Origin of the sequence: Denitratisoma oestradiolicum (assembly GCF_902813185.1) — a bacterium.
GTDB lineage: Bacteria > Pseudomonadota > Gammaproteobacteria > Burkholderiales > Rhodocyclaceae > Denitratisoma > Denitratisoma oestradiolicum.
On record NZ_LR778301.1, the window covers coordinates 1122798 to 1142908 of the forward strand.

Consider the following 20111-nt stretch of genomic DNA (forward strand, 5'->3'; position numbering starts at 1 on the left):
TTATAGGGTTTTGGCGCCTCGGTGTTTCCAGATAGTTGTGCACTTTATGGCGCATCCGGGCATGTCGATCAGGGAAGCTGCCCTATGGCTTGGCATTGCTGAGCCAAGACTGGCAGACGAAGTGGGCCGGCTTTTGGCTTCTGGAATGTTGGAAGAGGGATTGTTTGGTTTGACGGCCGCGGCAGATCTTAGGGACCCTGATTGTGCTGGGAAGCAACCCTGATTGTTAAGATGTTTAATCCCACGGTGTGCCGTATTGCTCAGGCCATCCTGGGATGGCCTTTGGGGGTAACCAGTGAGCATCCGCTAATTGACCATTCCCCATCGATATTTCTGATGGCGGGGCGATTCAAACCGTAGGTGCTGCTGTGGCCCTATCCGTTGTCCGAAGGTCTTGGCGATTGCATGCCCGCCGATGATGGGGCGTAGGTCGTAGGGAACTGCGATGCGGAAGAAGAGCGCATCACTTCGCCGCTGAACGCCGCTGAAGAAAGGACTTGCTTTGGCATCTGACGCTTTCAGAGTGCGTACTTGTAGCACTCTCCTGTAGTAAACAAGGAAAAACTTCGTTGGATCGAAGCTCTATCTGTTAAACCAGGGCGTTATAAACCTTGGCGGAGAGGGTGGGATTCGAACCCACGGTAGGCTCACACCTACGCCTGATTTCGAGTCAGGTACATTCGACCACTCTGCCACCTCTCCGTGGGCGCGCATTCTATCACCGGGCCGGCGGGCCGGGGGTGCCCGGCGGGAAGTTCTGGCACAATGCCGCCTCCCCGCCCCCCCGAGGAAACCGCATGGTCCGTCCTCTTGCCCTGTTGCTGGTCACGCTTCCCCTGATGTCGCTGCTGTCGGCCTGTCAGCGCCTGCCCGCTCCGGAACAGTCGGGGGAACTTGTGGTGGCGATCCGCCAGGAGCCGGTGGTTGCCGGGGTCGAGGGGCAGAAAAACACCAGTTTCGAGCGGGACATGGTGAATGCTTTTGCCGAAAAACTGGGGGTGGATGCCCGATTCGTGGTGGCCGCCGACGATGGGGAGCTGGTCCGGCTGGTGAAAAAGGGCAAGGTACATTTCGCGGCCTCGTCATGGACCAGCGGCAAGGATGGGCTGAACTATACTTCCCCCCTGCTGGAGACCGCTCAGGTGGTGGTGGGACACACTGACGATATCGCTCTGGAGGCGGACCCGGTGGAACTGGACGGGCATACCGTTGAGGCCATTGAGGCCTCGCCCCAGTGGGAGGCCTTGCAGAAACTGGCCGGGACGCCGGCTCGCTTCAAGCTCCAGGCCCGTTCCAGGGTGAGCGATCTGGATGTGCTGCGGGACGTGGCGGAGCAACGGGTCGAATTCGCGGCCACCAATCTGCTGCACTACCGCTTGGGACTACAGTTCATGCCGGAGCTGGAGCTGGCCCTGACCCTGCCCGGCAAGCTGCGCTATGGCTGGGCCTTCGCGCCGGAGGCCAAGTCCTTGTGGCGCCAGGCCGAGGACTTTGTCGTCGAGGCCAGGGGCAATGGCACCATTGCCCGCTTCGCGGATCGCTATTTCGGCAACATCGAACGCATCAAGCCCGACGGGATCGCGAGGCTGATCCAGGATGCCAGGACCTTGCTGCATCGTTATCGGCGGGATTTTCAGGACGCCCAGGAAATCACCGGCATCGACTGGCGCCTGCTGGCTGCCGTGGCCTATCAGGAATCCAAGTGGGATCCCCTGGCCACCTCGCCCACGGGGGTGCGGGGCATGATGATGCTGACCGAGGACACGGCGGATGCCCTGGGGGTTTCGAATCGGCTGGATCCCCGGCAGAGCATCCGGGCCGGGGCCAAGTATCTGGCTAGCCTGATGGAGGAACTGCCCTCCCAGATCGTCGAGCCTGACCGGACCTGGCTGGCCCTGGCGGCCTACAATCTGGGCATGGGCCACCTCAGGGGTGGCCGCAGTCTCGCCCTGGGCCTGAAGCGTGATCCGGACTCCTGGTACGAGATGAAAAAGGTGTTGCCCCTGATGTCGCGCCCCGAGTACTACGCCCGCCTCAAGGCGGGCCCTGCCCGGGGCGGCGAGGCGGTGATCATGGTAGAGAACATTCGCACCTTCCACAGCATCCTCAGTCGCCTGGAGGTGCCCTGGCAGTCCGGCTTTCAGTTGAGCCGACAGAGCTACAAGCCCGGCCTGAAGCTGCGGCCGGAACTGGCCCAGGCACGGCCGACTCAATAAGGGGTCAGCACCTCAAGGCCACCCATGTAGGGTACCAGTGCCCTGGGAATGGTCACGCTGCCGTCGGCCTGCTGGCCGTTTTCCAGGATCGCCACCAAGGTGCGGCCTACCGCCAGACCCGAACCGTTGAGGGTGTGCAGCAGTTCCGGCTTGTTCTTCTCGTTGCGGAAGCGGGCCTGCATGCGCCGGGCCTGGAAGGCCTCGAAGTTGGAGCAGGAGGAAATCTCCCGGTAGGTATTCTGGGCCGGCAACCAGACTTCCAGGTCGTAGGTCTTGGCGGCGGAGAAGCCCATGTCGCCGGTGCACAGGGCCACCTTGCGGTAGGGCAGTTCCAGCTTTTGCAGGATCGTCTCGGCGTGGCCGGTGAGCTGTTCCAGGGCCTCCCAGGATTGATCCGGCTGGACGATTTGCACCAGTTCCACCTTGTCGAACTGGTGCTGGCGGATCATGCCCCGGGTGTCGCGGCCGTAGCTGCCCGCCTCGGAGCGGAAGCAGGGAGTGTGGCAGACGAACTTCAGGGGCAGGGTTTCGGCGGCGAGGATTTCGTCCCGGACGATGTTGGTCACCGGCACCTCGGCAGTGGGAATCAGATAGAGGGTGCTGCCGTCGTGGCGCGGCACATGGAACAGGTCCGCCTCGAACTTGGGCAGCTGGCCGGTGCCGAACATGCTGTCCGGGTTCACCAGATAGGGCACATAGACTTCGGTGTAGCCGTGCTCCGTCGTATGCACGTCCAGCATGAACTGGGCCAGCGCCCGGTGCAGGCGGGCGATGGAACCCTTCATCAGGGTGAAGCGGGAGCCGGCGATCTTGGTGGCGGTCTCGAAGTCCAGCCCCAGGGCGGCGCCCACATCCACGTGGTCCTTCACTTCGAAATCGAAGCTGCGCGGCGTGCCCCAGCGCAGCACTTCCACATTGCCGGTTTCATCCCGGCCCACCGGTACGCTCTCGTGGGGCAGGTTGGGAATGCCGGCGACGAAGGCCTGGTAGTGCTCCTGAAGAGCCGCCAGCTTGTCCTCGTTGGCCTTCAGCTCGTCGCCGATGCCCGCCACCTCGGCCAGCACGGCGGAGGCGTCCTCGCCCTTGCCCTTCAGCATGCCGATCTGCTTGGACAGGCTGTTGCGCCTGGCCTGCAAGTCCTGGGTATGGGTCTGCACCTGTTTGCGCTCCGCTTCCAGGACTTCGAAGGCGGCGCTGTCCAGGGTGACACCCCGGCTGGCGAGGCGTTCGGCGACGAGGGCGAGATTGCTGCGGAGGAGTTGGATGTCCAGCATGGCGAGGATTCCTAGGTTTGCTATTTCAGTTTTCGTGCTGCCCGGTCCAACTCGCGCAGGTGGGCCAGCTTGTCGGCGATCTTCTGTTCCAGGCCCCGGGGCGTGGGACGATACCAGCCCGGGGCTGCGATGCCGTCGGGGAAGTAGTTCTCGCCGGCGGCATAGGCTTCGGGTTCGTCGTGGGCGTAACGGTATTCCTGGCCGAAGCCCAGGTCCTTCATCAATCGGGTCGGGGCGTTGCGCAGATGTTCCGGCACCGGCCGGGACTGGTCCTTGGCAACGAAGGCGCGGGCGGCATTATAGGCGACGTAGGCGGCGTTCGATTTGGGCGCCACGGCCAGGTAGAGGATGGCCTCGGCCAGGGCCAGTTCGCCTTCCGGGCTGCCCAGACGCTCGTAGGTTTCCACCGCGTCCAGGGCCAGGCGCAGGGCGCGGGGGTCGGCCAGGCCGATATCCTCGGTGGCCATGCGGATCATGCGTCGACCCATGTAGAGGGGGTCGGCGCCTCCGTCCAGCATGCGCAGCAACCAGTAGAGGGCGGCGTCCGGGTCGGAGCCCCGCACCGCCTTGTGCAGGGCCGATATCTGATCGTAGAAGGCATCGCCGCCCTTGTCGAAACGGCGCAGGTCGCTGGCCAGGGTGGCTTCCAGGAAGGCGCCATCCACGGTCGTGACGCCCGCCGCAGTGGCTGCGGTCTTCAGGGTCTCCAGCACATTGAGCAGGCGGCGGGCATCGCCGTCGGCGTGGCCGATCAGCCGGGTCCGGGCTTCCTCGTCGAAGCTCAGTTCAACGAAGGCCTGGGCTCTTGCACGCTCGAAGAGTTCGGCCAGTTCCTCTTCCGTCAGGCTTTTCAGCACATACACCGCCGCACGGGAGAGCAGGGCCGAGTTCACCTCGAAGGAGGGATTCTCCGTGGTGGCGCCGATGAAGGTGACGGTGCCGGATTCCACATAGGGCAGGAAGGCGTCCTGTTGGGCCTTGTTGAAACGGTGCACCTCATCGACGAAGAGGATGGTGCGCCGGCCGCTCTGGGCCTGCACCAGTTCGGCCCGCTGCATGGCTTCGCGGATGTCCTTGACCCCGGAGAAAACGGCGGACAGGGCGATGAACTCCGCATCGAAGGCATCGGCCATGAGCCGCGCCAGGGTGGTCTTGCCCACCCCCGGCGGCCCCCAGAGAATCATCGAATGGGGCGTGCCCGAATCGAAGGCCAGGCGCAGGGGTTTACCCGCGCCCAGTAGATGCTGCTGGCCGATCACCTGGTCCAGGGTTCGGGGCCGCAGCAGTTCGGCCAGGGGCGCGTGGGGCGGTGTCGCGGAGGAGAACAGGTCGCTCACTGGACTACCTTCCCCCCGACCCCCTCCCCACGGGAGGGGGTGACGGTGGTTCGCCGGCTAACGCCGGCTCCATGAATAACGCTGCCGCGCCTTTGGGCGGCCATGCGGCGCGGCGTCTCCCCGAGAGAGGGGGTTCGCGGGGCGAACCTCGTGGGGAACTGGAGAACCCTCCCCCCGTCCCCCTCCCCTCGGGAGGGGGTGACGACGGTTCGCCGCTTCGCGGCTCCGGGCTGTGTCGCGTGCGGAGCGCTCATGGCCGGAAGGGATCAGCTTGGCGCTTGCCGGCGCCGGAGGCGGCCCGGCCCAGGCGGTCATGGACGGCCTGCCATTCCATCGTCTGGGGCGGTGCTTCCACCAGGATCAGGTCGGCCCCGACGTGGTCCAGTTCCCGCAGGGCGGCGTAGAGCTGATGGGCGTAGTCACGGGCATTGCTGCCAGCGGCGATCCAGGCCAGAGGGGGCAGGCCGGCGGGGGCCGCGTTCAGGGCCAGCACGGCCAGGCGCAAGTCCTGGGCCAACAACGCCTCTACCGTGGCGGGAAGCTCTGCCGCCGTCACCAGGCGCAGGCCGGTTTCCGGTGCGTAATGGGCCTCCAGGGCGCCGGGGACGCGGGGCGTGCTGGCGGTCGCCTGGCCAATGGCGGGGGTGCCGTGCAGCGCCGCCGCAATCTGCTCCGCCGTGATGGCGCCGGGACGCAGAATGACGGGAGCGCCCCGGGAAAGATCGACGATGGTGGATTCGATGCCCACTTCGCAGGGGCCGCCATCCAGGATCAGGGCCACCTGGTCGCCTAGCTCCTCCCGCACATGGTCGGCAGTGGTGGGGCTGATGCGGCCGAAGCGGTTGGCCGAGGGAGCGGCGATGCCGCCGCTGCCGCCGGCTGCGGCGAAGGCCGCCAGCAGGGCCAGCGCCAGGGGGTGGCCGGGCACCCGCAGGCCCACCGTATTCTGGCCGCCGGTGACGGCATCGGGCACCGTGGGCTGGCGTTGCAGGATCAGGGTCAGGGGACCGGGCCAGAAGGTGGCGGCCAGAGTGTGGGCGGCCTGGGGGATGTTTTTCGCCCACTGATCCAGATGGCTGGCTGCGGGGATGTGCACGATCAGTGGATGGTCGGCGGGGCGGCCCTTGGCGGCGAAGATGCGGGCCACGGCCACCGGGTTGGCGGCATCGGCCCCCAAGCCGTAGACGGTCTCGGTGGGAATGGCGACCAGCTCCCCCGCGCGCAGCAACTCGACGGCCCGGCCGATTTCATTCATCGCGGATGCCGATGGCCCGTCTTGCTTCCAGGGCGATCTGCCGCACCTGGGCCGGATCATCGCCGACGACCGTGAAGTGCCCCATCTTGCGGCCGGGGCGGGCGTGGTGCTTGCCGTAGAGATGGAGCTTGAGATTGGGCACGGTGTGGAGCTTCGCCCAGTCCGGTTCGCGGGCATGGTGGGGATCGTGCTGGAACCACAGGTCGCCCAGCAGATTGACCATCGCCGCTCCGCTGCGGGCACGGGGCGAACCCAGGGGCAGGCCGCAGAGGGCGCGCACCTGTTGCTCGAACTGGTTGGTGACACAGGCGTCCAGGGTATAGTGGCCCGAGTTGTGGGGGCGGGGGGCCATCTCGTTGATGTAGAGCCGGCCTTTGCAGACGAAGAACTCCACCGCCAGGGTACCGATGTAGTCCATGCCAGTGGCGATGCGGGCCGCCAGTTCCTCGGCCTCGCCGGCCAGGTCGGCGGAAGTGCTGGCCGGCACGATGCTGACATCAAGTATGCCCCGGCTGTGACTGTTTTCCGCTGTGGGAAAGCACTCCACCTTACCGTTTTCGTCCCGGGCCAGCACCACAGAAACCTCGTAATCCAGGGACAGCATGTGTTCCAGTACGCAGGCTTCGCCATGGAACTGGCGGAAGGCGGCCAGGGCCTCCTGCCGGTTGGCGACCCGTGCCTGGCCCTTGCCGTCGTAGCCGAAGCGGGCCACCTTGAGAATGCCGGGGAAGAGGGCGGCATCGGCCTTGCTAAGGTCCGCCTCGTCGTGAATTTCAGCATAGGGCGCATGGGGCAGGCCCTGGTCCCGCAGGAAGCCCTTTTCCGCCATGCGGTTCTGGCAGATGGCTACGGCCTCGGCTCCCGGTCGCACGGGGATGAATTTGGAAAGATAGGCCAGGGTATCAGCCGGCACGTTCTCGAATTCGGTGGTCACGGCGGCGCATTGTTGTGCCATCAGGGCCAGGGCCTGGGTGTCCTCGTAGGCAGCGGCCAGATGATGGTCGGCGATGCGCCCGGCGGGGCTGTGGGGGTCCGGGTCCAGCACCATGACCCGATAGCCCAGCTCGTGGGCGGCCATAACGAAGAAGCGGCCCAACTGGCCGCCTCCGAGCATGCCCAGGGTGGCGGGGGGCAGGATCATTTGGGCAGCTCGAGCTTCATCTGCATGACCTTCTCGCTCTGACGGGCGCGGAAATCCAGCAGCTTTGCGGAAAGCTCCCGACCCAGCGCATCGTTGGCGGTGGCCAGCATGGCCACGGCGGTGAGGGCCGCGTTGGCGGCGCCCGCCTCACCGATGGCGAAGGTGGCCACCGGGATGCCGCGAGGCATCTGGACGATGGAAAGCAGGGAGTCCAGGCCGCTCAGGGCCTTGGACTGGACCGGCACGCCCAGCACCGGCACGATGGTCTTGGAAGCCAGCATGCCGGGCAGATGGGCGGCACCGCCGGCGCCGGCGATGATGGCCCGCAGGTCACGCTCCTGGGCCATGGCGGCATAGTCGAAAAGCAGGTCCGGGGTGCGATGGGCGGAGACCACCCGGGCCTCGTAGGGGACGCCGAACTCCTCCAGTATCCTGGCGGCGGCCTGCATGGTGGGCCAGTCGGAGTCCGAACCCATGACGATGCCCACCAGGGGATGTCCGTTCATTTTTTTGTCTCCCTGGCGGAGCGCTCCGCCGATTCCAGGGTGTTGGCCAGCAGCATGGTGATGGTCATGGGGCCGACGCCGCCGGGCACCGGCGTGATCAGCCCGGCCACATCCTTGGTCGATGCGAAATCCACGTCGCCGCAGAGCTTGCCTGCATCCGGTCCCGATTGCAGGCGGTTGATGCCTACGTCAATTACAGTGGCGCCCGGCTTCACCATGTCACCGGTGATCATCCGGGGCCGTCCCACGGCGGCCACCAGGATGTCGGCGCGGCGGGTGTGGAAGGCCAGGTCCCGGGTCTGGGAGTGGCATACGGTGACGGTGCAGCCGGCGGCCAGCAACAGCATGGCCATGGGTTTACCGACGATGTTGCTGCGACCCACAATCACGGCCTCGGCGCCCTTCAGGGGCACGTTCTGGCTTTTCAGCATTTCCATGACGCCATAGGGCGTGCAGGGGATGAAACGGGGATTACCCTGCATCAGGGCGCCCACGTTCTCGGCGTGGAAACCATCCACATCCTTTTCCGGGGCGATGGCTTCCAGTACCGCGTCCGAATCGAACTGCCTGGGCAGGGGCAGCTGCACCAGGATGCCATGGACCGTCGGATCGGCATTCAGCTCGGCGATGCGGGCGAACACCACGGCAGGGTCTACATCTGCCGGGTAGCTGTCCTTGAGGGAGCGCATGCCGGTTTTTTCGCAGCCGGCCACCTTGTTGCGCACATAGACGGCGGAGGCGGGGTCTTCGCCCACCAGGATGACGGCGAGGCAGGGTGTGACGCCCCGGGACTGGAGGGCGGCGGCGCGCTCGGCCAGCCGGCCACGCACCGTGGCGGAAAGGGCATTGCCGTCGAGAATTCTGGCAGACATGATGATCCGGTCGGAAAAATGGCGAATTATCCGGGTTCGACGCCTCAGCGTCCAGCCATCGTGTAGGGAGAAACGCCAAGATGCTGCATCCGCGACCCGCCTCCCATTTGACCCGGCAAATCGATTGTGGTCTAATCCGCGTCCTCTTCGACGGGTGGTTAGCTCAGCGGTAGAGCACTGCCTTCACACGGCAGGGGTCACAGGTTCAATCCCTGTACCACCCACCAAAATTCCCTACAGTATCAACGGGTTGAAAAAATGGCCGACTAATAAGTCGGCCATTTTTTTGCCTGAATTCGAAGGTTACTGTCCCGGATTTGTCCCCTGAATTCCTCTGTGTTCCTTTTTTTTCCTATTGGATTGTTCCTGATTTGTCCCATCGGGGGAATCCGATTCGACTGATACTTACCGGTGGGCAGGTGGCCGATGTCATCCAAGGGGCGGCGCTGATCGAGGCCATCCTGACCGAAGCGGTCATCGCTGACAAAGGATATGACAGCGATGCATTGATTACGTGCATCGAGGCCACCGGCGCGCAAGCCATCATTCCGCCTCGTAGCAATCGAACGATCCAGCGTCCGGTCGAGTGGCACCGCTATAAGGCCAGGAACCTCGTCGAACGATTCTTCAATCGGCTCAAGCAATTCCGTCGCCTTGCCACGCGATACGACAAGCTGGCCTGCCGCTTCAATGCATTCTTGCATCTGGCATGCGCCTATATTTGGCTACTGTGAGCGCACTCTAGGGACGAGATTGAGTTCTCGCCCTTAATTTATTTAAGGGCGAGGTAATCGAAAACCCCTTAAATGAGCCCGAAATTTGGACGATGTTAAAGTCATAAATGACCAAGAATTAAAATTCTGGCGTAGGTCGCCCCTAAATAAATTAAGGGCGAGGACGCAATCTCGTCCTTAAGAAAGGCGAAATCGCCTTCGCCCCTATTTAGGGGCGAGGATAAGTACTCGTCCCTAATTTATTGGGGACGAGGTATGGGTAATAACAATGTCATAAATTTGAGTGCGGCAGTGTCGCCCCTAACTAGGGGCGAGGTAGGCGCCTCGCCCTTAATTTATTAGGGGCGATAGGCGGCGACAGAAGTAGGAGAAACATATTCGTAATGTTCCGAAATTCTTGACTTTCTGGCCCCCTAAATCTCATTTCTCAGCCCAAAATTCCCCCGCAACGCCCCATTTTCCTCTAGGGGCGAGGGCGTAAGTCGTCAGGTAGTTAAATGGGGGACGAGCCCCCTTTATTTTGAAAGGGTGAAAATGGAACTGAAGGAACTAAAGGGTATGTTGGAAACCACTAGGGAAGCCCTGGAATCAAGCTTGGATAGGATTCACTGGCGAGCGGGAGAACTTGTGGTGGATTACCAAGATTTTCACTTTAAAGAAAACAAGGAACGTAAAAACTGGGAAGACAAATCCCAGATATCACTCAAGACAAAGCGCAGAGGCACTTCAATTGGAATCTGGTGGGTAAAGTTAAAGTGGTCGGGGGTATCAGGAAAACGTCAGTGCTATACAAGGGAATTTAAGAAGCCAAGAGGAAAGTTTGAGTACGACCTAGAGAACGTGCTGACTGAGGCACAAAATTGGGAAAAAGAAAAAATCAGGAGCGTGGAGGCTGAAGCTGCGCAACTTAGATTAATGGCTGCCATAGTGAGCGAGCAGCTCCTTAAAATCGTCAAGAACCTCAAGAAGATCGAGAAGTACCATGGGCAAGACTAGAGTGTTCCTGGAGCTTCTTTGCCAGGGGGTACGCAACTTCGTACTCATGTCGGCATACAGAGCGTAGTTGCTGGACAGAGCAATGATGCCGTGACGACGGGCCACCTCCTTCATCTGGAACCAGGGCTTGGCCATGGGGATGCCCAGGGCCTTGACCTCGTTGCTGCCGGAGACGGCGCAGCCGTCGTTGTTTGACAGTACCACCACCGGACGACCTTCCAGCCTGGGGTTGAAGACCCGTTCGCAGGAGACGTAGAAGTTGTTGCCGTCGATCAGGGCGATGGGGTGCGAGGTCAGCGTTGGCGCCATAACGAGGGATGTATTGGGACCGATCGGATTCGGTCCAGGGGCAAAGTAATTTGGCTCATGGAGCAACCTGATGCAAAGACCAGGTCACGACACCCCAGACCGTGAGCTCCTGATCTCCCTGGACCAGGATGTCGGAATGACCGGAGGATCCTGACCGAAGCAGAACACCATTTGGCAGACGGCAGATCTGCTTGACGGTGAAGTTGCCATCCACCACGGCAATCACCACACTGCGGTCCTTGGGGTCCAGAGCCCGATCCACCACTAGCAGGTCGCCATCGTGTATCCCGAAGCCGGTCATGGAGTGACCGGTGACCCGCACAAAGAAGGTGGCCTCCGGGTGTTCCACCAGATGATCATCCAGGTTTAGGCGTCCCTCGGCATAGTCGGCGGCCGGTGATGGGAAGCCCGCCGGGACTGCCCCAGCCAGAAGGGGATAGCCGGGAAGGCAGATCACCTCCTGCCCCGGAATTTGAGGAAAAGGAGTCCCTGGCCGGGGAGAGACCCGGCGATAGCATGAGCAGCCCATGGTCAGCCCTGGTAGCGTCGGATCAGGCCGGTGACCACCCCGAACAATTCAAGCTGATCCTTGGGGCGAATCACCGGGTAGGCCGGATTGTGGGGTTTCAGGACGAACTTACCCCGCTCCAGGCCGAGTTCCTTGAGAGTGAATTCGTCATCCACAATGGCGATGACAAAATCCCCGGCCCTAGCCACCTTGGTCCGTTCCACCACTACGATGTCGCCCTCATGGATACCGGCATCGATCATGGAATCGCCCTTGACCGGCACCATCATGGTCCGGGAGGGCTGGCGGACAAGGTATTGATCCACCAGGAAGTGCTCACCCTGGCGACCTTCGATCATATCCGGTGCCCCAGCACGGACCGCAAAAATGGAATCGCCCTTGACCGGCACCATCATGGTCCGGGAGGGCTGGCGGACAAGGTATTGATCCACCAGGAAGTGCTCACCCTGGCGACCTTCGATCATATCCGGTGCCCCAGCACGGACCGCAAAATCCATCAGAGGGCGCTCGAAAAAGCGGGAGGTGGGCATCCAGGCATCGTCATCTGGCGTGCGCTCTACGAATCCGGAAGCCTCCAGACGATCCAAGAGCTTGCTGGAGGCTGCCTTGGAGGCGAAACCCATCAGCTCCGCGATACGCTTGAAGGAGGGAATGCGCCGGTTTTCTGCGTAGTAATCACGCAGGGTGTTCAGGTAGTCCAAGTCACGGGATTGGGCAGCGGCAGTCATGATCGGTCTCGGCGATAGGTGATCCTATGATCACCAATTTAGAGAACGAACGATCACTTGTCAACGGGGAATGGAAAGGCAGCTGGGCAGGTTTTCGGCCATAGCGGACGCTGACGGTATGTTCATGATCGGTCGGCAGTGAGCCGGTTATCTGTCGCTCGGTCTTGATCCCGTTGAACGGTGGCTTCGCTGTCCGCGAAAACACACTTCGAGCTCTAAGTGGTCAATCGCAGGCTGCAATATCTGCGGTCTCCGGCCTTAGTCGCCCAACAGCACGTTAAACTGCCTGAGGCGGGACGTAACCCATCGCAATTAGGTAACATGTAGCTCAGAAGATGAAAGGGACATTCCGGTCCGATTTCCTCTCGATTGTGCTTACACGCAATTTTCCAGTCAGTTAGTAACCAAGGATGTTAAACAGCATGAGACCCGAGCCCTATGAGGCTAATGTCGCAGTCATTGGCGGTGGGCTTGCAGGCATCATAGCCACGGTCAGATTGATACAGACGGGCGCACGTGTCGTGCTGATTGATAACCCTCTTCCGGAATCCGCCGGTCGCCTTGGTGGATTTGCCCGTTTTTCTGGTGCGAAGTTTTCGTTTCCTCCCGCTGGCATGGGACTCGTATCGGTGGCGGGCTCAATTGACCGCCTTAACCAGGTGATTGAGAAAGTCATCTGCGAGTTGGGCCTGACCGGGCGTCAGCATTCTGAATCAATCGACCAGTCACATGATCTCGGGGGAGGCTTCACCTTTCGCCGCTATCAGTCGATTGTTCTTTCGTTGCAAGAAATGGAGGCAGTTCTGAACAGGCTGTCGACCGAAATTGGTCGCAGAGCTGTTGTTGTGAAAGGCAAAGCTACTCGACTAGATTACATACCTGGCCGCTGGTCCATTCATGTCAGGGCGGACAGCCATGACTTCTTGGTAAATGCAGACACCGTCTTCTATGCTGCGGGACGGCTATCGGAAGGACTGCTGCTGCAGGCTGGCGCACTGCCAACCGAAGGAAAAGGGATGGACATCGGCGTTCGGCTGGAGTTTGACAATAAAGCATCAATTGAGAGATTAGCCGCGCTTGGTCCAGACGCCAAAATCATCCACGGTCGCGTCCGAACCTTCTGTCTTAATTCGCCAGGAATTGTTCATCGATACCCTTTCAAGAATATAACGATTGCCGGTGGTATCGTAGCCGATGCATCATCAGAACGTGCAAACATAGGACTATTGCTGAGGGTATCCAATAAGGAACAGCGTCTGAAGGAAATTCTCAAAGCAGCGGAAAAGTGCTATCCGCAATTGCTATCCGAAAGTTCTCGCACGTCAAGGGAAAGCGACGTTTTCACGCCTCCGTCAGTGCTAGAGCGTCTATATGGCAGTGATGATGTAGCGCAGTTGGCAGCCTTCCTGAAGGAAATCAGTAACCTCGGCTTGATCGATAGCTCGCAACCGTATCGAGTGCACATGCCACTCCTTGATTGGCACTGGCATACGTTCTCACTTTCTGGATCCCACAAGACAAGCTTGCCTTCCGTTTACGCGCTTGGAGACAGCAGCGGCCATGCGCGAGGATTGCTGCAGGCTGCTGTGTCCGGATGGTTAGCAGCGGAGGAGCTTAATGCTAACCACTGCTAGGTCATGGGATCCTCTATACGGACGTCTCGAAATGACGCCGTTCGAGAGCGATCTAATTGCACTTCCAGAAGTTCAGCGGCTGCGGTACGTACGGATGTGCAACATCAATTCGCTTCTTGTTTCCGGAGCGTCCGAAATATCGCGGTTTGAGCACACCCTTGGTGTGATGCACTTGACCAAGTGCTGGGTAGCGGCTCATGGTATTCCGGAAAGCGAAGGGCGAGACTTAATTGCGGCTGCAGCCCTCCATGACATGCAGACCGGACCATTCGGGCATTCGATGCAATATGTACTTGAGGACAACACAACGCCGGATGACTTCGTTCATGAGGATATCGCCCATGGTCGGCGATCTGATTACCATCAAAATACATTAGCAAGCTCGTCTTTTTCCGGAAAGCCATTTTCTGCTCACTCACTGCTTGGCAAGCGGATGGAGTCTGTCGCAGCCATTATCCGTGGTGAGGGCCAGTATGGACCGCTGATTTCCGGCACGATGGATCTCGACAACATTGACAATGTTGTTCGCCTCGCTTTTCACGTTGGAGTTGCAACAGATGCCGACCGGACCATTCCTCTCCGGCTCGCCCAAGTCCTAAATGCATCAGGCGGAGAACTGGTCCTTCCAGTAAGCGCCACCGACTCTGTAATTCGATGGCAAGCGATCAGAACGAGGCTGTATAGTCTTTTGCTCAATGACTGGGCGGAATTCTCTGCGAAAGGCATGCTTACAAAAGCAATAGAAATTGCGATTAAGCATGACCTCATTGGTGCAGACTGTTGGTTAATGACCGATGGTGCATTTCTAGATTTCCTCGACGCAAAAGGACTTGGTGAAGCACAGGAAACGAGAGAATTAGTTCGACGCCTTCGTCGAGGGGACTTATATGATCCCATTGCGATCATGGAGTCGCCCGATATAGACGCTTACGCAGCTGTTTCGGGTGCAGAGGCTAAGAAGTCAATCGAATTGGAATTGACTCGAAAATCAAAAGGCCGTGGTGTCCGACCTTTGGTGCACTTCATTCTTGACAAAGGAAAGACCGAGCGAGCCATCAAGGTCCGGCTTGCAGAATCCAGCGAGTCCATTGTTATTGGACATAGCAGTAGTCGCCTCCTTTGCGGTCTTTTCGTCTCACACTCCCGTCTCAATGAGCTAGATCGGGAAAGGCTGTTACAGTTATTTTCCGATGTGCTTAGGGAGCACGGAATCGGCAACGCAATACCCATTCCAGACCCTATGGGCGAAAGTCCGACAGACTCTCAATTGTCGCTTTTATGATCCCAGCACGCATTCTTCGCCAACTTGAGCAAATTGATTGGGATTTTCCCGAGCATCTGCCAGGCACAACCAAAAGCATCCATTGGTATCCTGGTACATTTCCATCCGATGTACCGGCTACGTTAGTCCAAGCACTATCCAGCTGTGGAGATCTAATTTTCGATCCATATGGCGGTGTTGGGACAACTTCACTCGAAAGCATTCGGCAAGGCCGTAGAGCCTGGATAGTAGAGACAAATGCGATAGGCTGCCTCGCTGCGTACGTCGCGGGATTTTTGTTGCTCTTGAAGAGCGTCAAAAGTCATACTCCATTGATGCTAATTGATGCGGTTCGTAACACCGTGCTACGTATCGATGGACGTTGCTCCCCATTGCTTCTTGAAGCTGATCCAGCGGAGGTGGCCGAGGTTGATCATATTCTTAACAAGCTCATTAGACCTGCGCCGGAAAAGTTTGGGGCAATCTTTCACCTCAATCCCAATCTCGAAAAGCTTTCCGTATGGATTGAAGAACGCACATTGCGTGACTTAGAAAAGATTTCCGAAGCAATCGACACGACCATCATTGGAGCAGCCGGTCGGTTGCTTGGTCTCGCTATGATTTCTGCAGTGCTGCGATCTGCCTCGTCACAGAACAAGAGTTGGGGGCATATCGCCGATAACGTGAGGCCACGCGAATTTGTTCGCAAGGACATTATCAGCCTCTGCCTCAGATGGTTGAGCCGCGTTGAGACGATCATAACTAACACCGCAGTAGCGAAAATTGGATCGCCAGTGAAAGATGACATTCGCCTTTGGCTCTCACCACATAACTGGCTTTCCACTAAGAAGCCAAGCATGGTGCCGCGGCTGAAATCTAAGTTGTTGATAACTAGTCCGCCGTATGCAGATGCCATAGATTACACTCTAGCACAGCGTCTCTCGCTGTATGCGTTCGGGCTAGGAGATGACGAGATATTGGAATTATGCAGAACCGAAATTGGCGCACGCCGAAAGAGATTTGATTCAGCATCTCACGAGGTGTGGGCAGTGCAACTGGCGGAGAGTCTGACAAAACAATTGTGTCACATGGACGACGTTAGTTTGGCCGCTCTTCTTCTTCCCCATAAAGACGCCGGACGGGAACGGGGTACTGAAGCTCTAATGGAATGCATGGAGTCAAGCAATTGGAAACCGATTATTCAAATCGACCGTTCCATCCGCCAAGTCCGAGCTCGACAGTCATGGACGTCAATAAAGAAGGAAAGTCTGTATATCTTCGGTCATGGAGCGACGTAGGCAAGGGGAGACGCAATGCGCGTGCTGATCTTTTTAGTAGGCATACCGGGGGCGGGTAAGACCACGATTCTTAGTAAGGTCACCGAGGCTCTTGTTCTTAAACCATCCACACAACGACAGCCGCGTTATACCGGAGAGAGCGAGTATCACTTTGAGAAAAAATGGAACGCGGCCCAGTTCGCGTGGTCGATTGACCGGGGCACCACCAAGTACGGTATGCGAAACGATGAATTGGAGAAGATTCAGCGCGTCGGAATAACCGTGTTCGATCCGGCCAACCTTGAGAACTTCCTGTCGGGCGACTTCGGTACAAAGGTTGAACTGGTAACAGTCGGGTTAGACACCATTGGTAGCCTTGATGAGCAGCATGCGCGAGTGGGACAAGATAAAACTCGTCTCCTCGATCAGGTCTCGTTCGAAGCTCAGCGAGGAGTTGTGCGGAATTGCGACGTAGTGTTAACCGGCAACGCAGAAACAGTCGCAGCTGCCGTCAATGAGATCGCCTTTCTGCTTGGAGGGCGTGGAGGCATCATAAGCGGAGAATCAATAATCTGATTACCGATGAGTCTCAGCCAACCTAATCGCGCTTTCATTGTGCGGCAGCATCCTGGCGCAATCACTGATGAGGCTCACGACGATGGTTCGGAGATCGAATCGGCGGTTGAAGCGGTAGGCGTATTCGGCGAAATAGCGCTTGGCGTATTTGGCGAAGCGGAAGGCATGATAGGTTCCCGACAGAGCGGTCTTGAAATTCGAGATCAAGGTATTCACCCAGCGGAACTTTGGATGCTGGGCCGCCTGCTTGCCGGAGCCGACCACGATGGCCTCGTGTGTCTCGACCGAATTCGCCAGTACCGAGAAACTCGGCAAGCCATCCGACAACGCGTGGGTGGTCGGCGCCAGCGTCTTGCTGGCCCAGGCGTCGATCCGCTCGTGAGTGAAAGGCATGGGGTCGAAACGGACGAAAAGAGGCCGACCATCGGCGGTCGTTTCCACCGCCGCCACGAACGGTACCTTATTCTCGGAACCCCGGCCCACCTTGCCGGCACGGGCACCGCCAAGATAAGCGTCGTCGATCTCGACACGAACATCCAGCGCCCGACCGGCCTCGGCATCGCCCATCACCGCCATCAGCTTGTGCCTGAGCAGCCAAGCAGTGTCGTAGCTGACGCCGAGGTGGCGCTTCAACGACAGCGCCGAGATGTTGTTCTTGGACTGGGTCATGAAGAACATGGCCAGGAACCATTTGGTCAAGGGCAGCTTGGTGTTCTCGAAGATCGTTCCGGCGGTGACGCTCACTTGGTGGCGGCAGCGATGGCATTGCCACAGCCTTTTTCCACCTCTCTCAAAACGGGAGTGCCGGGTGTCCCGGCAGCACGGACAGACGAATCCCGAGGGCCAACGCTGTTCGACCAGCGCCGTCTCGCATTTCGCCTCCGTTCCGTACCGCTCCATAAACTCGGCCATCGACAGCCCTTGTTGAAATTGCACCCGATTTTTCATGGCAGACCTCCGTCTCAATGTCTGCACTATTTTCAAACCCTTACTAGCTCACTACGTGAGCCGGCTGAGACTTGTCGGTAATCAGAATCAATAAAGAAACTCATGAATGCCGGCACGCTGCTGGAAGGCGGCGATTTACAGAAAGTCGAAACAGCCAGCTATGACCTTCGCTTACAGAACAAGTATTGGTGTCAAGGGAAATACCATGATCTTACGGACAACAATCCGACCATGGAGATCCCCCCCTACTCGTTTGTAATCGTCACGGCAGTTGAGCAGGCTATTACCCCTCGATTCTTGGTTGGCACCTTCGATATCCGAGTGCGGCTATTCATATCGGGGGTAATCTTGTCCAACGGTCCTCAAGTAGATCCAGGATATCGCGGCGCCTTGCTCTGCATCCTATACAACCCAAGTGGCCGCAAGGTATGTTTGACGCGATACGAACACTTCGCCACGATTCAGTACCAGACTACGGCTTTGAAGGCCAAAGGCTACACAGCTCAATATCAAGACAAGAAGACATTTGAAGGCTTTGTCGATGCGGGAACAGCAGTTAGCCCAGGGGGACAAATCAAGGAAGACTTGGCGACGCTGGACGTGACCCTATCGAAGAAGATAAGCGACTTCAAGAATTTCTGGTGGCTGGTAATGGCCGTTGTGGTTGCCAGCATAATCGCCGTCTTTGCTATCTTGGCCACAATGAGCTACTCGCTAATTGACAAAGCTTCCCAGGCCACCGAGAAGGCCAACGACGTAGCTTCTAAAGCAGATGCCGCTATCAGCCGGCTGGAGCTAGCAGGCGAAAAGATGTCGCGTACGATAGAAGCTGGAGAAGCGCAGATTGCAAAAATGAAAACGGTGATTGATGAAATGCAACAGACCCGGGGCACGTCCGAAAATGACAAGACTAAGAAACAACGGAGCGTGAGGTAAGCCGTGAAAACAATTTGCGTCTTCGGCGGGGTAAGTAGCTCGAACTCCGGAGCTTACAACACGGTCGCATATGAATTGGGGAAGCAAATTGGAACTTTCGGGTGGGGGGTAATTTGCAGCGGGACGCGGCTAGGAATGGTTGGCTCTCTGATTGATGGGACACTTCTTGGTGGTGGCGTCATTTCAGCAGTTGTCGTCCAGTCCTCTGGCGAAGCAGCTCATCTTCACCCCGAGATTAGAGAATGCGTTGAGGCTCCCACACTCGCGGCGCGTAAGAGTCATATGATGAATGTTGCTGACGCCTTTGTCTGCCTACCTGGAGGCATCGGAACCCTCGACGAGATATTTAATGTGCTTGCCGGTGCAAGAATGGGTCTCCACCAGAAGAAGATCGCACTCCTCGATATAGACGGCTTCTTTAAGTCCCTAGTGTGCTTTCTTGGGGAAATGGTCGAAAAAGGCTTCCTTAAGAAGCGCTATTTCGACGAGCTTATCGTAGAGCAGGATGTACTCCGCTTACTTGAACGCATTCGCTAATTGGCCCGGATAGGCTTTGCGCTCTATTCGAGCTAACCATTGAGACCAAGGGCACAGTATTCGCATTCGCGAGATGGGGAAGCTGACCTTTGCGTAATCCAGGTCGCCAATGTCAGCAACCTGTGCGACACCGGCCAGACGTTTCTGGTACCCCCACCACCGGCCGAATTGGCCGATCTCCGGCCTGTCGCCTTGATCACCACGACCGGCAGGTCAGCCTTATGTTGAGCTCCACATAGAGGCCGAATTTCAGCTAGTCATTTCAGTCATGACGCCCTCGACGTTCCCCGGCATTGTCCAGTCTGGACATTGCCTGGCCTGAAGGGGCGACCATGCTCCGGTACCTCTGGACTGCCGGCTGCTTGCGTCAGGCCCCCCAGATACACTCAGTACTGCTCCATGCCCTGTGTCTGGCAGACCGCCTCTCGGCAGAACAGGCCAAGGACCAGGCGGCCTTTGCCCGGTCGTCTCCCGGTCAATCCTGGGGGCGCATCGGCCGCGAAACCCGCTGGCGGGCGAGCGCCTTTTAACACACGCCTCTAAAAATGCCAAACAAGTGTTTTGGCGTCCTTCGGCCACGACAGTTACTTGCATTCTTGAGCTTCCGTGAGAGGCTGTTCTGGCGGAATCAATGTGACAGGTCAGGCGCATGTCATGAGCCACTGACCCCACCACACTGATGCCAAGGTCTCAAAACCCATGATCCAAAGGAAATCTCACCATGAATCTATTACCGACAAATCCTCAGGGCCCCACGCCCAAAACCCTGAAAGTCACGCCTTTCCGCCTCATCATCCTCGTCACCATCGCCCTGGCCCTCGTGAGCCTGCTGATGGTCATCAGCTTAGAAACCATCGAAGAGCGCGCGGAACTGATCCTCGCCCCGGCAACCTGCGAAGCACTCACGTATCTGGCCGTCCCGGTCCAGAAACATGTCGCCGGCTGCAGCTACCGCGGTCCGGTGGAGCACCGATTCAGCCGGGTACTGCTGCAGGACATCAAGATTTCTTCCGACGCCATCCTGGCCGAACGTCGTCTTCCCTGA

At 58.8% G+C, this 20111-nt stretch carries 20 protein-coding genes, 2 tRNA genes and 2 pseudogenes; 13 read left to right on the forward strand and 11 right to left on the reverse strand.

Translation table 11 applies throughout. The annotated features are described in order from the left end of the window. Positions 1 to 612 precede the first annotated feature (612 nt). Positions 613 to 702, reverse strand: a tRNA-Ser gene (locus tag DENOEST_RS05225). 95 nt (positions 703 to 797) lie between these two features. Between DENOEST_RS05225 and mltF the strand changes: the two genes are divergently transcribed. Further along, positions 798 to 2216 carry a membrane-bound lytic murein transglycosylase MltF gene (gene mltF / locus DENOEST_RS05230; protein ID WP_145771912.1) on the forward strand — a complete coding sequence of 473 codons (1419 nt, stop codon included), beginning with the start codon at positions 798 to 800 and terminating at the stop codon, positions 2214 to 2216. Here the strand turns inward: mltF and serS are convergent. The 6 genes from serS to folD all read right to left on the reverse strand — a co-directional run bounded on the left by serS (position 2210) and on the right by folD (position 8601). Then, a complete protein-coding gene (gene serS / locus DENOEST_RS05235) occupies positions 2210 to 3490 on the reverse strand; it encodes a serine--tRNA ligase (RefSeq protein WP_145771913.1) in 1281 nt (426 codons plus the stop codon). The two genes, mltF and serS, sit on opposite strands and share 7 nt — an antisense overlap. Positions 3491 to 3510: 20 nt before the next feature. Then, on the reverse strand, positions 3511 to 4827 hold the full coding sequence (locus tag DENOEST_RS05240; RefSeq protein ID WP_145771914.1) for a replication-associated recombination protein A: 1317 nt from the start codon (positions 4825 to 4827) through the stop codon (positions 3511 to 3513). A 250-nt stretch (positions 4828 to 5077) separates the two neighbouring features. Continuing rightward, complete coding sequence (locus DENOEST_RS05245; protein WP_145771915.1) at positions 5078 to 6082, reverse strand: L-threonylcarbamoyladenylate synthase; 1005 nt, start codon at positions 6080 to 6082, stop codon at positions 5078 to 5080. After that, entirely contained in the window at positions 6075 to 7196 is a 1122-nt protein-coding gene (locus DENOEST_RS05250; RefSeq protein WP_232096558.1) for a 5-(carboxyamino)imidazole ribonucleotide synthase, read from the reverse strand. Before DENOEST_RS05250 ends, DENOEST_RS05245 begins: the two co-directional genes overlap by 8 nt. Positions 7197 to 7219: 23 nt before the next feature. Further along, positions 7220 to 7729, reverse strand: a complete 510-nt coding sequence (purE, locus tag DENOEST_RS05255; RefSeq protein ID WP_145771917.1) for a 5-(carboxyamino)imidazole ribonucleotide mutase — start codon at positions 7727 to 7729, stop codon at positions 7220 to 7222. Continuing rightward, the gene (gene folD / locus DENOEST_RS05260) at positions 7726 to 8601 is read right to left on the reverse strand and encodes a bifunctional methylenetetrahydrofolate dehydrogenase/methenyltetrahydrofolate cyclohydrolase FolD (protein WP_145771918.1); all 876 of its coding nucleotides are present in this window, start codon (positions 8599 to 8601) and stop codon (positions 7726 to 7728) included. The genes purE and folD overlap by 4 nt, the downstream gene beginning before the upstream one ends. 152 nt (positions 8602 to 8753) lie before the next feature. Here folD and DENOEST_RS05265 point away from each other — a divergent pair. From DENOEST_RS05265 to mobI, 3 genes are all read left to right on the forward strand, one after another. Continuing rightward, positions 8754 to 8828, forward strand: a tRNA-Val gene (locus tag DENOEST_RS05265). Between the two features lie 144 nt (positions 8829 to 8972). Continuing rightward, positions 8973 to 9335: an IS5 family transposase gene (locus DENOEST_RS05270; RefSeq protein ID WP_269475915.1), complete on the forward strand. Its 363-nt coding sequence runs from the start codon at positions 8973 to 8975 to the stop codon at positions 9333 to 9335. Between the two features lie 534 nt (positions 9336 to 9869). Further along, entirely contained in the window at positions 9870 to 10331 is a 462-nt protein-coding gene (gene mobI / locus DENOEST_RS05275; RefSeq protein WP_145771920.1) for a conjugative transfer protein MobI(A/C), read from the forward strand. A gap of 3 nt (positions 10332 to 10334) precedes the next feature. Here the strand turns inward: mobI and DENOEST_RS05280 are convergent. From DENOEST_RS05280 to DENOEST_RS05290, 3 genes and pseudogenes are all read right to left on the reverse strand, one after another. Continuing rightward, positions 10335 to 10640, reverse strand: a pseudogene (locus DENOEST_RS05280) (Y-family DNA polymerase); the annotation flags it as partial. 55 nt (positions 10641 to 10695) lie between these two features. Then, positions 10696 to 11097: a LexA family protein gene (locus tag DENOEST_RS05285; RefSeq protein WP_232096449.1), complete on the reverse strand. Its 402-nt coding sequence runs from the start codon at positions 11095 to 11097 to the stop codon at positions 10696 to 10698. 74 nt (positions 11098 to 11171) lie between these two features. Continuing rightward, positions 11172 to 11897, reverse strand: coding sequence for a LexA family protein (locus DENOEST_RS05290; RefSeq protein ID WP_183148206.1), 726 nt, complete (start codon positions 11895 to 11897; stop codon positions 11172 to 11174). Positions 11898 to 12319: 422 nt separating this feature from the next. Between DENOEST_RS05290 and DENOEST_RS05295 the strand changes: the two genes are divergently transcribed. From DENOEST_RS05295 to DENOEST_RS05310, 5 genes and pseudogenes are all read left to right on the forward strand, one after another. Beyond that, positions 12320 to 13531, forward strand: a complete 1212-nt coding sequence (locus tag DENOEST_RS05295; RefSeq protein WP_145771924.1) for a hypothetical protein — start codon at positions 12320 to 12322, stop codon at positions 13529 to 13531. A 31-nt stretch (positions 13532 to 13562) separates the two neighbouring features. Further along, the gene (locus DENOEST_RS05300) at positions 13563 to 14813 is read left to right on the forward strand and encodes an HD domain-containing protein (RefSeq protein WP_170228285.1); all 1251 of its coding nucleotides are present in this window, start codon (positions 13563 to 13565) and stop codon (positions 14811 to 14813) included. Beyond that, a pseudogene (locus DENOEST_RS20620) lies at positions 14810 to 15040 on the forward strand (DNA methyltransferase); the annotation flags it as partial. The gene DENOEST_RS05300 and the pseudogene DENOEST_RS20620, both read left to right, overlap by 4 nt. A gap of 57 nt (positions 15041 to 15097) precedes the next feature. Continuing rightward, positions 15098 to 16090 (forward strand): hypothetical protein, encoded by a 993-nt coding sequence (locus DENOEST_RS05305; RefSeq protein ID WP_232096450.1) that lies wholly within the window; start codon positions 15098 to 15100, stop codon positions 16088 to 16090. A gap of 15 nt (positions 16091 to 16105) precedes the next feature. Beyond that, a complete protein-coding gene (locus DENOEST_RS05310) occupies positions 16106 to 16645 on the forward strand; it encodes a nucleoside/nucleotide kinase family protein (RefSeq protein ID WP_183148207.1) in 540 nt (179 codons plus the stop codon). Here the strand turns inward: DENOEST_RS05310 and DENOEST_RS05315 are convergent, their stop codons facing one another. Next, a complete protein-coding gene (locus tag DENOEST_RS05315; RefSeq protein WP_183148208.1) occupies positions 16646 to 17593 on the reverse strand; it encodes an IS1595 family transposase in 948 nt (315 codons plus the stop codon). It lies immediately after the preceding gene. Positions 17594 to 17695: 102 nt separating this feature from the next. Between DENOEST_RS05315 and DENOEST_RS05320 the strand changes: the two genes are divergently transcribed. The 4 genes from DENOEST_RS05320 (at position 17696) to DENOEST_RS05335 (ending at position 20111) form a co-directional block, all read left to right on the forward strand. After that, a complete protein-coding gene (locus DENOEST_RS05320; RefSeq protein ID WP_183148209.1) occupies positions 17696 to 18529 on the forward strand; it encodes a dCTP deaminase/dUTPase family protein in 834 nt (277 codons plus the stop codon). 3 nt (positions 18530 to 18532) lie between these two features. Next, complete coding sequence (locus tag DENOEST_RS05325) at positions 18533 to 19066, forward strand: LOG family protein (RefSeq protein WP_145771928.1); 534 nt, start codon at positions 18533 to 18535, stop codon at positions 19064 to 19066. Between the two features lie 332 nt (positions 19067 to 19398). Then, entirely contained in the window at positions 19399 to 19596 is a 198-nt protein-coding gene (locus tag DENOEST_RS05330) for a hypothetical protein (RefSeq protein WP_145771929.1), read from the forward strand. 191 nt (positions 19597 to 19787) lie between these two features. Continuing rightward, positions 19788 to 20111: a hypothetical protein gene (locus DENOEST_RS05335; RefSeq protein WP_145771930.1), complete on the forward strand. Its 324-nt coding sequence runs from the start codon at positions 19788 to 19790 to the stop codon at positions 20109 to 20111.

What these genes read in the sequence shown, in the direction of transcription:
- DENOEST_RS05300 (WP_170228285.1), top strand. Translation starts at nt 13,563, where the DNA reads ATGACGCCGTTCGAGAGCGATCTAATTGCACTTCCAGAAGTTCAGCGG.
- DENOEST_RS05330 (WP_145771929.1), top strand. Translation starts at nt 19,399, where the DNA reads ATGCTCCGGTACCTCTGGACTGCCGGCTGCTTGCGTCAGGCCCCCCAG.
- DENOEST_RS05320 (WP_183148209.1), top strand. Translation starts at nt 17,696, where the DNA reads ATGAATGCCGGCACGCTGCTGGAAGGCGGCGATTTACAGAAAGTCGAA.
- DENOEST_RS05315 (WP_183148208.1), bottom strand. Translation starts at nt 17,593, where the DNA reads ATGAAAAATCGGGTGCAATTTCAACAAGGGCTGTCGATGGCCGAGTTT.
- mobI (WP_145771920.1), top strand. Translation starts at nt 9,870, where the DNA reads ATGGAACTGAAGGAACTAAAGGGTATGTTGGAAACCACTAGGGAAGCC.
- DENOEST_RS05335 (WP_145771930.1), top strand. Translation starts at nt 19,788, where the DNA reads ATGAATCTATTACCGACAAATCCTCAGGGCCCCACGCCCAAAACCCTG.
- serS (WP_145771913.1), bottom strand. Translation starts at nt 3,490, where the DNA reads ATGCTGGACATCCAACTCCTCCGCAGCAATCTCGCCCTCGTCGCCGAA.
- mltF (WP_145771912.1), top strand. Translation starts at nt 798, where the DNA reads ATGGTCCGTCCTCTTGCCCTGTTGCTGGTCACGCTTCCCCTGATGTCG.
- folD (WP_145771918.1), bottom strand. Translation starts at nt 8,601, where the DNA reads ATGTCTGCCAGAATTCTCGACGGCAATGCCCTTTCCGCCACGGTGCGT.
- DENOEST_RS05245 (WP_145771915.1), bottom strand. Translation starts at nt 6,082, where the DNA reads ATGAATGAAATCGGCCGGGCCGTCGAGTTGCTGCGCGCGGGGGAGCTG.
- DENOEST_RS05295 (WP_145771924.1), top strand. Translation starts at nt 12,320, where the DNA reads ATGAGACCCGAGCCCTATGAGGCTAATGTCGCAGTCATTGGCGGTGGG.
- DENOEST_RS05310 (WP_183148207.1), top strand. Translation starts at nt 16,106, where the DNA reads ATGCGCGTGCTGATCTTTTTAGTAGGCATACCGGGGGCGGGTAAGACC.
- DENOEST_RS05290 (WP_183148206.1), bottom strand. Translation starts at nt 11,897, where the DNA reads ATGACTGCCGCTGCCCAATCCCGTGACTTGGACTACCTGAACACCCTG.
- DENOEST_RS05250 (WP_232096558.1), bottom strand. Translation starts at nt 7,196, where the DNA reads ATGCTCGGAGGCGGCCAGTTGGGCCGCTTCTTCGTTATGGCCGCCCAC.
- purE (WP_145771917.1), bottom strand. Translation starts at nt 7,729, where the DNA reads ATGAACGGACATCCCCTGGTGGGCATCGTCATGGGTTCGGACTCCGAC.